This window comes from Xanthobacter sp. SG618, from assembly GCF_012932745.1.
Classification (GTDB): Bacteria; Pseudomonadota; Alphaproteobacteria; order Rhizobiales; family Xanthobacteraceae; genus Xanthobacter; species Xanthobacter flavus.
This window is the reverse complement of the sequence record NZ_JABBHL010000010.1, coordinates 159,443-171,555: the sequence shown is the minus strand read 5'-3', so window position 1 is coordinate 171,555 and position 12,113 is coordinate 159,443. Positions and strand designations below refer to the sequence as shown.

Genomic DNA, 12,113 nt, shown 5'->3' with positions numbered 1-12,113 from the left:
GAGGGCGACGCGGTAAGCATTGACCCATCGGAAGGCAGGCCGCGGCGACACGGGCCACGGCCATCCCGGGGCGGAGGAAGCAAGGTCCCGTGCGCATCCTGCTCATCAACGTGCCGCACCCCTCCATCGGCAGCCGCATCCCCGACGATCATCTGCCGCCGCTGGGCCTCCTCGCCATCGGCGGGCCGCTCATCGATGACGGGCACGCGGTGCGTCTCGTGGACGGCGAGCTGAAGCCCATGACGGTGGCCGAACTCGTCGCGGCGGCGGCGGCCTTCCAGCCGGATGCGGTGCTGTTCGGCCATTCCGGCTCCACCTCCGGCCATCCAGTGATCGCGGCTGCGGCGGCCGGCATCGCGCAGGCGCTGCCCGAAGCCTTCATCGTCTATGGCGGGGTGTTCCCCACCTATCACTGGCGCGACATCCTCGCCACCGAACCCCATGTGACGGCCATCGTCCGGGGCGAAGGCGAGGAGACCGCCCGGCGCCTCATGACGGCCCTGGCATCCGGCACGCCGCTCGCCAACATCCCCGGCATCGCCTTTCACGACGCCACCGGCCCGCACGCCACCCCGCCCGCGCCGATGATCCCGAATCTCGATGCCTACCGCGTCGGCTGGGAGCTGATCGATCACGCCCGCTATTCCTACTGGGGCGGCCTCCGGGCCGTGGTGGTGCAGTTCTCGCGCGGCTGCCCACATCCCTGCACCTATTGCGGCCAGCGCGGCTTCTGGAGCCGTTGGCGCCACCGCGATCCCGTGCTGTTCGCCAAGGAACTGGCGCGGCTCCACCGCGAGCAGGGCGTCCGGGTCATCAACTTCGCCGACGAGAACCCCACCTCGTCGCGCAAGGCCTGGCGCACGTTTCTGGAGGCGCTGATCGCGGAGGATGTGGACCTCATCCTCGTCGGCTCCACCCGCGCCGACGACATCGTGCGTGATGCGGATATCCTTCACCTCTACCGCAAGGCCGGCTGGGTGCGCTTCCTGCTCGGGCTGGAGAATACGGATGCGGCCACACTCGCCCTCATCCGCAAGGGCGGCGGCGTCGATACCGACCGGGAGGCGATCCGCCTGCTGCGCCGCCATTCCATCCTCTCGATGGCCACCTGGGTGGTGGGCTTCGAGGAGGAGACCGACCGCGACCACTGGCGCGGCCTCCGGCGCCTTCTCGCCCACGATCCGGACCAGATCCAGATGCTGTACGTGACGCCGCATCGTTGGACGCCCTACTACCAGCTCGCCGCCAGCCGGCGGGTGATCGAGGCCGATCGCCAGCGCTGGGACTACAAGCACCAGGTGCTCGCCACGCGCCACATGCCGGCGTGGCGCACGCTCGCCTGGGTCAAGTTCACCGAGGCGGTGCTGCAGCTGCGGCCGAAGGCGCTCCGGCGCACCTATCTGGAGCGCGACGCGCGCCTGCGCCATGCCATGCGCTGGTATGCGCAGATCGGACGGCGGGTGTGGCCGCACGAAATCCTCGGCTTCCTGCGCCGTCCCCCGCGCGACACCGGAGCGACGGTCGCGGATATGTGGGGGCCGCCGCAGGACCGGGAGGAATATGCGATGGCGCCTTTGCCCCGCAGGCCGGCGGAAGCGCACGAGCCCGCCTGAGGCCCCGCCTTCAACGCCCCTGCACGCCCACCAGCGCGCGGAAGAAGGCGGCGATGCGGGTGCCGAGGGGGAGGGCGTCGGAGACCTCGCGCTCGAAGGCGGTGAAGGCGGCATCGAGGCGGGATTGCTGGCGGGCCTTTTCCGGCGGCGACAGGAAGGCCTTTTCGATGGCGGTGTGCGCGAAACCCTTCAGCCGGCGATAGCCGAGGCCGTGGTCCTGCGCGGCGCGCACATATTCGTTGGTGAGGTCGATGCGCGAGACGCCCGCATCGTCGGTGGCGAGCGTCACCGGCACGCCGGCGGAAAGATAGGTGCGGATGGGGTGGCGGCGGTCGCGCACGCCGAGGATCACGTCGGACGAGGTGAGCGCGATCTCGATGGCGACGCCGCGCGCCTTCAGCTCCGCCAGCAGCCCGTCCATGTCGCGCTCGAAGCCGATGGCGGTGCCGTGGCCGATGCGGCGCGCGCCCGCCGTCTCCACCGCATCGCGGATGTGGAAGTCGAGATCGGACGGCGGCACCAGCCCGAGCCACAATTCGCCCGCATGGAGCGCCACCGGCACGTCCTTGCCGGCGAGGAAGCCGATCCACTGCATGTGGGTGCGGTAATCCTGCCGGGCCGTGCGGTAATCCTCCGGGCCGACATAGTTGAAGCCGGCCACGATGTCCGGCATCGCCCGCACCAGCGCCGCCGAAACCGCCGTCTGGGCGAACACCTCGGCCGGCGCGCCGTTGCGGTTCACCTGCGCGATATAGCGGAAATCCACCCCGCAGCCGGGTCGGGTGGCGTCCGCCGCGCAGCCGCGCAGCGCCTCCACCCGGGCGACGAGGGCCTTGATGTCCTCCACCCGGCGGCGGACCACCTCGGCCATGCCGGCCGCCTCCAGCGCCGCCAGCATGGCCTTGGGATCGCGCTCGGTGCCGATGGCCTGGCCGAGGCGGCGGCGGTCCTCGCCCTCGAGCAGCGTCACCATCAGCTCGGCATATTGCACGTTGTCCGCGCGGTACTGGCGCAGCTGGTCCACCGTCATCTCGGCGGTGCGCTCCATGGTGCGCGTCCAGTCCGGGCCGCCGGCGGCGGGGTTGAACTTGGAGAAGGAGGCGAAGAACTGGTCGTGGCCCGAGGGCACCGCCGGGGTGGGCAGGAACCAGCGCAAGGAGAGGGCGTCCACCAAGAGGTCGAAGGTGGTCTGGCCGCGCCAGCCGGCCACCGCGTCGGCGATGGGGACGATCTTCGGATCGGCACTGCACGGCTTCTCCGCGCTCGCATCGGCGGGCGGGGAGAGGATGTTCATGGCCACGGGATCGAGGCACAGGCCATCCTTGATGGCCCAGGCGATCAGCCGCTCGGCATAGACAGCGCCGGAAAGGTGGGTGTGCAGGTCACCGCCCTTGGGCATGCGGTGCAGGAAGGCGCGCTGGCGGTTGGGCTCCGGCCGCAGCGCCTCGAAATGCGCGGCGGTGAGCGCCTCGGGCAGATGGCTGGCGACGACGGCGGCCCGGATGGCGACAAAAGCCGCGATCAGGACGAACGCGGCGATCAGGATACGGCGACGCAACTGGGCCTCCGGGGCGCGGGTCTCAACTCGAGCGGGAGGGTAGAGGGTTTCTCCGATTCACGGAATCCGGGAAACGGACCGGGAACGGTCATCGACCGCCTCGGGCGCGCCTCACACGAACCGACGCCGTCATCGCCGCCGTGAGTGGGCGATCCCCCCCTCCGCCAGACGGGTGTCGAGCCCGAGGTCGCGGACGCGCGGCGTGGTGGATCCCCCGGACGCGCCGGGGGATGACGCGGGTGCGGATGCGCGCGGAATGCGGGGGCGGCAGGAGCCCGGCCGAACCTCAGCTCTTGGCCAGCCCGGCCAGCACCTTGTCCACGCCGGTGACGCCCACCTTCACGTTCACCTGCCGGCCGTCCTGCAGGCGGAAGGCGATGGTGGCCTCCTTGGCCGCGGACAGCTCCTTCGCGAGCGCCGCGTCGTAGGCAATGCTCGCCTCGCACTCGGTGCCGTTGCACCACTGGTAGGCGAGCTTGCGGGTGTTCTGGCCGAGCACGAGGTCCACGCCGTCGCGCACCAGCACACCGGTGGGGGTGGTGATGGCGATGGTCGGCACGTCCTTGCCGTCGCGGCCGATCTTCCACACCACGACCACGCGCTTCGACTGATTGTCGGTGATGCGCAGGACGCCGAAGCAGGTCTTCTTGCCAGTCTTGGCGCCGGCCGCCGGCGGCAGCTCCTGGCAGGTGAGCACCCAATTGTCGAACGACTGGGTCTCCGTCTTCACCGGGCCGGCGGGCGCGGCGGGCGCGGCCGGCTGGCTCTGGGCGGTGCGGTTCTGGGCGGGCGCCTGCTGGGTCTGCGCCACGGTGACGGCGCCCGTATCCTCGGAGAACAGCACGGCGAACGGCGTCGCCGCGAGTAGCGCGGCGATGGCCAGGAACGGGCTGGCGCGGAAGGAGGTGGAGCGGAACGGACGGGGAAGGATCACGAGACGCCTCCGTGGACAAGGACCCGGGGACAGAAGGGCGGTGACGAAAGGGCCGTATCAGATGACGCGAATGAAGAAACCCGAGGAAAGACCGGACAAAGGCGGCCGGACCGGCTGCGGTGCGGTCCCGGACACGCGGACTGCGGCACCCCTGGCAGGGCCCCGCACCCGGCGGGCGAGGATGGGACGGCACGGCGCGAAAGCCAAGCTCCGTCGCGATCTTGTCCCCGGAGAAGGAACGGGCGGCGCACCTTCAAGGCACGCCGCCCGCTGGACTGATCGAGGATCAGGCGCCGCTCACCACTGGTAGCGGACACCGCCCTTGGCGCTGCCGGCCGTGTAGTTGTCGCCGAACTTCACGTCGGCATTCACGAAGCTGTTCCAGCCCGAGTCCTTGGCGAAGACGTTGAACCCGACGCCGACTTCACCGAACAGGCCGTCGAAGTTGTCGACGGTGCCGAAGGGCACGCCCGGATTGAAGATCGTGACGGCGTTGTCACCCAGGAACTCGTACCAGAGGCGGCCGGTCACGCTCGCCTGCACCTTGTAGGTGGCGGCGTCGTAGATCTGGCCACCGACGCGGGCGCCGAGGCTGCCGCGCAGGCTGTCATTGTTGCCGAAGTCCACGAAGGTGTTTCCGGCAATGGCGAGGTTGGAGATGTTGGTGTTCACGTAGGACAGGGTGGCGAGGCCGTCGACGAACCCGCCATTGGCCCAGGTGTAGAGCCGGTAGCCGGTATCGAGCGCGAAGCCGACGTTCCGGGCGTCCGTGGACTTTCCGAAGTAGCCGATGCCCGCGAGCGTCGGCGCGTTGTAGTCCATGGAGAGGAAGTCGGCCTTGATGAGGGCGTCGAAGTACCAGTTGCCGGTGATGTAGGTGGCATAGGCACCGACCGTCCCGCCCGAGTAATCCGCCGAGGTGGGCGAATTGCTGAAGTTCAGGTTGGACCCGACATAGCCGCCGAGGACACCGAACACCACCGCGTCATTGGTGGCGAACACGCTCTCCTTGCCGAAGTCGGCACCGGCCATGAAGCCGTAGATGCTCTGGTTGTAGCCGGTGTCGAACCCGTAGAGGCCGCCGCCGGCCGCGAAGGTGTTGGAGGCGTCGCGAGAGCCCCAACTGCCGACCACCTTGCCCCAGATGCCGGGGGTGACGGAGGCCGGAGCCCCGTCGATGGTCTTCACGCCTTCCTTGGTGACGAGCTGCTTGGGCGTGCCCTGCAGGTAGGTGCGCAGGTCGGCCTGGCGGTCGAGCCACACGCCGGTGGTCTCGTGCCAGATGGCCTGGGCGCCGGTGACGAGCTTCGGCAGCTCGAACACTTCCTGGTCCGGCAGGCCGATCAGGTACTGGTCGTTGCCGATGACCGTGAGGTCATAGAAGAACAGGCCCTTGTCGATCACGCCGCCGAACTTCGGCGCGTAGTTGGTGGAGCTGGGATCGATGTAGAAGCTCGCCGGGTTCGTGGTGCCGGCCACGCTCTGCACGTCCACCACGCGGATGCCGGTGAGGTTGAAGGCGCCGGGGCCGGGGTTGACGTCGTGGATGACGAGGCCGGTCGTTCCGGTGGTGACGAGGCCGGCGATCTCCACGCCGTTCACGTCGAGCCCGCCAACCGCAAGCTGGTCCGAGGTGGAGCCGGCCGCGCCGAGGAAGCTGTCGAGGCCCACCCGGCTGTTGCCGACGCCGTTCCAGGTGCCGCTCACGTAGGTCACGTCACGGGCGCCGTTGAAGGCGATCTGCCCGGGCACCTCGTCGATCATGGTCAGCAGGCCGCTCTGCAGGAAGAGCGGGTCGCCGTTGTTGAAGGTCTCAAGGCTGAAGAAGTTGGTGTTCTCGGCCACCGCGCCCTGCAGCGCCGTGACGATGCGGCCGGTGTTGTTCAGGGTGTCGGTGCCGCCCCCGAAGTAGTTGTTGCCGACCGTGATCCAGGTGTTCGACGACAGGTTGTTGAACGTGTCGTCGTTGTTGGTGAGGCCGATGCGGCCGACGATGGTGCCGTTGTTGGTGATGGTGGTGGCGCCGCCATCGGTGTCGATGACGATGTCGCTCGCCGCCACGATCAGGCCGGGCAGGTTGTTGCCGCCCAGGTAGCTCCAGGAGCTGACCAGCGTGCCGGCGCCCACGTTGATGATGGTGCCGTCGTCGCTGTTGACCGAGATCACCGCCTCGCCCCAGCTCTTGCCGGAGCCGATCACCGCATTGTTGGTGCCGATGTTCACCGTGGCGAAGTCGGCCTCGAAGATGCGGATGGCGTTGCCCACCCCGCTCTGATCCGCGTCGCCGCGGATGAGGCTGAGGTCGGAGGTGGTGATGTTGACATTGTCCCAGCCGCCGGCGCGGATGCCCTTGTCGTTGGCGACGACCGAGGAGTTGAGGCCGGTGGTGACGAAGATGTCGTTGCCGGCACCGAAGGCGAAGTTGGTGGCGGTGAGGCCGTCATCGCCCGCGGCCACCGTGCTGGAGGAGCCGGTGGTGAGGAAGATGTCGCCGGAGCCGGCGAACTTGTTGGCCACGATGCCGTCATTGCCCGCGGTAATGCCGCTGGCGAGACCGGTGGTGACGGTGACGTTGCCGTCGGCGCCGATGGACTGGGCATTGATGCCGTTGCCGGAGGTGGTGATGCCGCTGGCGATGCCAGTGGAGACCACCACATTGCCCGTGCCGCCGAACCGGCCGGCGAAGATGCCGCCCGCAGTGGCGTTGATGGCCGAGAGCGTACCCGTGGTGACCGTCACGTCGCCCGTGCCCAGGGTCTTCGAGGCGATGATGCCGAAGTCCTGCGCGGTGATCGTGGTGAGCCCCGCCTGCGCCACCGTCACGTTGCCGGTGCCGAGGACGGCGTTCGCCTCGATGCCGTTGGCGGTGGTGGAGGTGATGTTGGCGTTGGCGTTCACCACCACGGCGCCGTCGCCGCCCTTCAGGATGAAGATGCCGTTGTCGGTGGCGGTGATGCCGGCGTTGTTGGTCACCGTCACGTCGCCGGTGGTCAGCGCCGCCGAGAGCACCTGGATGCCCTCGTCGCCGGCGGTGATCGCCGCATTGGTGGTGATGGTGATGTTGCCGCCGCCGATGTGGCCCACCGAGATGCCGTCGTCACCGGCAGTGATGGTGCCGTTGGCGGTGGTGTTGATGGTCACCGGGCTTTCGCCGAAGGCGAGGGCGAAGATGCCGTCGCCGCCGGTGGCCGCGCCGCTGAGGCCGCCGACCGCCGCATCCACGTCGATGTTGGTCGGGCCGTCGCCGAGCTTGAAGGTCAGGATGCCGATGCCGTCGGACTTGATGGTGCCGCCCGCATTGACGTTCACGTCGATGGCACCGTTGCCGATGTTGGCGCCGACGATGCCGATGGTGGTGGCCTGGACCTCGGCATTGACGTTCACCGTGGCGGTGCCCGAGCCGATGGTGAGCGCGCCGCCGCCGATGGCGGGCGGATCGATCACGCCGTTGATGGTCAGGGTGGCGTTGCCGGTGCCGCCGGAGATGGCGGCCGCGCCAATGAAGCCGCCGGGGGCGACCGACACCTTCTGGTTCACCGTCACGTCGGTGTCGCCGCCGGTGTTGAAGCCGACCACGCCCGCGATGGCGGCGTTGACGGTGCCGTCAGTGACCACGGTCACCTTCTGGCCCGCGCCGATGTTGCCGCCGAGGACACCGATGCCGTTGGCCGAGGTCACGGCCGCCAGCGTGTGCACGTCCACCGTGCCGCCGTCGCCGATGGAGAGGGCGCCGACGCCGAGCAGGTCACCGCTCACGGTGCTCTCGGTGAGCACCTTCACGGTGTTGTTGTTGCCGAAGGCGAGGCCGGCGACACCGAAGCCGTCCGTGGAGGTCACGGCCGCCTTGGTGTTGATGTCCAGCGAGCCGCCGGTGGCGCCGAGGATGCCGCCGACGCCGAGGAGGCGGCCATCGACCGTCTGGTCGGTGGTGACCTTCACGGTGTTGGCGCCGCCGCCGATGGCGCCGCCGAACACCCCGAAGCCATCAGCGGACTTCACGGTGTCCTTGGTGTGGACAGTGACGGTGTTCTGGTCACCCAGCGCCAAGGCGCCGACGCCGAGATAGCGGCCGGTGACCGCCTTGTCGGTGGTCACGTCGATGGTGTTGGAGCCGAAGCCGAGGGCCGCCACGCCGAAGCCGTTGGCGCTGTCCACCGTGTCCTTGGTCTCGATGGTGAGGCTGCCGCCCGTACCGCCGATGACGCCGCCGACGCCGAGCAGGTCGCCCGCGACCGCCTTGTCGGTGGTGACGGAGACGACGTTCGGGCCCGCGCCGATGGCGCCGCCGAGGACGCCGAAGCCATCCGAGGAGGTCACGGTGTCCTTGGTGTGGACAGTGACGGTGTTCTGGTCACCCAGCGCCAGGGCGCCGACGCCGAGATAGCGGCCGGTGACCGCCTTGTCGGTGGTCACGTCGATGGTGTTGGAGCCGAGGCCGAGGGCCGCCACGCCGAAGCCGTTGGCGCTGTCCACCGTGTCCTTGGTCTCGATGGTGAGGCTGCCGCCCGTGCCGCCGATGATGCCGCCCACGCCGAGCAGGTCGCCGGAGACCTGCTTCTGGGTGAGGACGGTGACGGTGTTGGCGCCGGTGCCGATGGAGCCGCCGAGCACGCCGAAGCCGGAGGCCGAAGTGACCTTGGCCTGGGTCTCGACATTCACGGTGGTGCCGCCGCCGCCGAGGTTCAGCGCGCCGACGCCGAGCAGGTCGCCGGAGACTTCCTGCTGGGTGGTCACGTTGATGGTCTGGCCGGTGCCGAGGCCGAGGGCCGCGACGCCGAAGCCGTCGGAGGAGGTCACCTTGTCCTCGGTAACGATGGTGAGCTGCGAGCCCGCGCCGCCGATGAGGCCGCCGACGCCGAGGAAGGTGCCGTCCACCTGCTCGCCGGTGGTGACCTTCACCACCGAGTTGTCGCCGATGCCGGCGCCAACCACGCCAGCGCCGCCGGAGGTGACGGCCGCGGTGGTCTTCACGTCCACATTGCCGCTGGCGCCGATGGAGAAGCCGCCCACGCCGAGCAGGCCCGAGTCGATGGCGCCGGAGGTGGAGACCTTCACCACCTGGTTGTCGCCGATGCCGCCGCCCAGCACGCCGATGCCGTCATTGGTGACGGCCGCGGAGTTCTTCACCTCCACGGTGGTGGCGATGCCGGTGGTGTTGTCGCCGATGACGATGCCGCCGACACCGAGCAGGCCGCCGTTGATGGCGCCGGTGTTGGTGACCTTCACCTGGCCTTCATCGCCCACCACGAGGCCGGCGACGGCCGCGCCCTGGGTGGAGATGGCGCCGGAGTTGGTGACGTCGAGCTTGCCGTTGTCGCCGCCCACCACGCCGATCACGCCGCCGAGGTCAGCGGTGATCGCGCCCTGATTGTTGAGGGTGACGGTGTGGTTGTCGCCGAATGCGCCGGCGAGCACGCCGATCCCGGAATTGTCCGAGATGGCGCCGGAATTGACCACCTTCACCGTGGTGCCGGAGCCCTCGCCCACCGCGATGCCCGCGACGCCGAGGAAGCCGCCGGTGACGGTACCGGAGTTGTTGACGTCGACATTGGTGCCGGCGCCGGTGCCGTTGAGATCGAGGGCCGCGCCCAGCACGCCGATGCCGCCGGTCTCGATGGCGCCGGAGTTGCGCACCTTGACCGTCTCGACGCCGGTGCCTTCACCCACGACGATGCCGCCGACGGCGAGGAAGCCGGCATCGACCACGCCCTTGTTGTTCACAGAGACGTCGTTGCCGTTGCCGACCGCGAGGCCGAGCACACCCACCGCATAGTCGGTGACGACGCCGTTGTTCTGGACGTCAACGTCGAGGCCGGCATTGTTGTTGCCGACCTTGATGCCGCCGACGCCGAGCAGCGGGTTGGCACCCACGCTGGACTGGACCGAGGCGTTGTTGTCCACCACCGCGCGGCCATTGCCCACGTTCAGGGCGACCACGCCGATCAGGTCGGCATCGATGGTGCCGGCGGTGTTGGCAGTGGCGGTGCCGTTGCCGATGGCGATCGCGCCGACACCGATCAGCGGCGGGTCGATCACGCCCGAGAAGTTGACCGTGGCATTACCGTTGTTGGCGATGGCGCCGACGCCGATCAGGCCGCCCGAGGCCACTTCCACCGTACCGGTGGTGTGCACGTTGACGTTGCCGTCGGTGTTGAAGCCGAGCACGCCGCCCTGGGTGCCGGAGACGTTCTTCGTGGTGACATCCACCGTGCCGCCGGTGCCGATGGAGCCGGCGATGACGCCGAAGCCGCCGGTGGCGTCGACATTGTCGCGGGCGTCGACGGTCACTTCATTGCCGGTGCCGATGCCCACCGCGAGGATGCCGGTGCCGTTGCCGGCGGTGACATTGTCCTTGGTGGTGACGTCGACGGTGGCCTTGCCGGTGCCGACCGCCGAGTTCCAGGTGGAGGGATCGTTCGGGTCGAAGCCGGAGAAAGAGCCGACGCTGGCGCCGAGGGCGAAGACACCGTTGCCGCTGGTGCCTTCCACGTCGCCGGAGACGTTCACCGTGGTGTTGGCGTTGCCGTTGAGGCTGCCGGCCAGGGCGAAGATGCCGTTGGAGCCGCCGGTGACGTCGGCGGAGCCCTGCACGGTGGTGGTGGCGGTGTTCGGGCCGCCCGAGACGGGCGCGGTGATGGCCGATGCGAAGATGCCGGCGCCTGTGCCGCCGGTCACCGACCCGCCATTCGCGGTCACGGTGGTGGTGGCGTCCACGCCGACGCCGGTGAGGCCGACAGAAGTGGCGGTGGCGTTGATGCCGTTGGTGCCGCCCTGAACGAAGGTGCCGCTGGTGCTGACGTCAGCCACCGCCGGGATCTGCGTCCCGCCGAGGGAGAAGCCCACCGCGGTGGCGTTGATGCCATCGCCCGAGGTGCCGATGGCGGTGCCGCCGACGAAATTGAGATCGAGGTTGGTGCCGAGGGCCGCGACGCCGTTGGTGCCGCCGGTGAAGAAGCTGTTGTTGGCCGTCAGGTCCACTTCGCTGGCGTTCAGGCTCGCACCGCTGCCGGTGGTGCCGGTGAAGAAGCCGCCGTTGGTGGTCGCGTTGACGGTGCCCAGGGCGTTGAGGGTCAGGCCGTTCGTGCCGCCGCTGACGAAGGCGGCGGGCGTGGACGAGAAGGTGATATTGCCGAGGGTGGCGGTGAGGTTGATGCCGTTGCTGCTCGCGTCGGTACCGGTGGCGGAGCCGCCGAAGCCGGTCATGGTGATGTTGCCGGTGGCCGCGAGGCCATAAATGCCGTTGTCGCCGCCGGTGGCCGTACCGGTGAAGCCGGTGGCCGAGATGCCGGCCCCCGAGAGGAGACGAATGCCATCCCCGGTCGTGCCGGTGGCAGTCCCAGAGAAATTGTTCATGGTGACGCCGGTGGTGCCATTCAGCACCAAGCCGTTCGTGCCACCGATGGCGGAGCCGGAGAAGTTGTTGGCGGTCACGGACCCGAGGGTCGCGGTGGCGCTGAAGCCGTTGCCGGAAGTGCCGGTAGCCGAGCCGTTGTAATTGACGATGGAGACGGAGCCCGTCGCGGCCAGCAGCGAAATGCCGTTGCTCGATCCGGTGACGCTGTTCAACCCCGACGAGTTGACCGTGATCGTCCCGCCCGCATTGCCCGAAAGGCCCGTGCCGCTGCCATTATTGACGTTGGCGCCGTTCAGCAGGTTGATCGTCAGGTTGCCCAAGGCGTTGCCAGAGACACCGCTGTTCTTAGTGGTGTCGCAGTTCAGCGTCGCGTTGCCGACCGGATTAAACGCGTCGTTGCACGCCGCATTCGCCGTTCCCGGCTGAATGACGCCCGCAAGCACCGTCGCCAGTGCGGAGCTGAGGAGAAGCGCCCGTGCCCGGCCGCGGGTTACGGATGCCCCCTTCGCGGAAGACCGAACATTCGCGCCAGACAGGATGGTGCCGCCCGTATTGACCATCTTCACCCCCAACATGCAGCGACAGGAGGAACCCTCCGCCGGCTGAACCTGTTTTGACCGCCACAATCTGCGACCGTCGGTTGTGGAGCGATTT

General features: G+C 69.0%; 5 protein-coding genes. 2 read left to right on the top strand and 3 right to left on the bottom strand.

Annotation, left to right across the window (positions count from 1 at the left end):
- Positions 1-89: 89 nt before the first annotated feature.
- Complete coding sequence (bchE, locus tag FHT36_RS22625; protein ID WP_169124720.1) at positions 90-1,613, top strand: magnesium-protoporphyrin IX monomethyl ester anaerobic oxidative cyclase; 1,524 nt, start codon at positions 90-92, stop codon at positions 1,611-1,613.
- Positions 1,614-1,623: 10 nt separating this feature from the next.
- On the opposite strand, the gene FHT36_RS22620 is transcribed toward bchE, so the two are convergent.
- The 3 genes from FHT36_RS22620 to FHT36_RS22610 form a co-directional block, all read right to left on the bottom strand.
- Positions 1,624-3,171: an adenosine deaminase gene (locus FHT36_RS22620; RefSeq protein WP_169124719.1), complete on the bottom strand. Its 1,548-nt coding sequence runs from the start codon at positions 3,169-3,171 to the stop codon at positions 1,624-1,626.
- A 286-nt stretch (positions 3,172-3,457) separates the two neighbouring features.
- Positions 3,458-4,105, bottom strand: a complete 648-nt coding sequence (locus FHT36_RS24630) for an invasion associated locus B family protein (RefSeq protein ID WP_169124717.1) — start codon at positions 4,103-4,105, stop codon at positions 3,458-3,460.
- A gap of 297 nt (positions 4,106-4,402) precedes the next feature.
- Positions 4,403-11,671 (bottom strand): hypothetical protein, encoded by a 7,269-nt coding sequence (locus FHT36_RS22610; RefSeq protein ID WP_169124715.1) that lies wholly within the window; start codon positions 11,669-11,671, stop codon positions 4,403-4,405.
- Here FHT36_RS22610 and FHT36_RS22605 point away from each other — a divergent pair.
- Positions 11,646-11,885 carry a hypothetical protein gene (locus tag FHT36_RS22605; RefSeq protein ID WP_169124714.1) on the top strand — a complete coding sequence of 80 codons (240 nt, stop codon included), beginning with the start codon at positions 11,646-11,648 and terminating at the stop codon, positions 11,883-11,885. The two genes, FHT36_RS22610 and FHT36_RS22605, sit on opposite strands and share 26 nt — an antisense overlap.
- Positions 11,886-12,113: the final 228 nt, after the last annotated feature.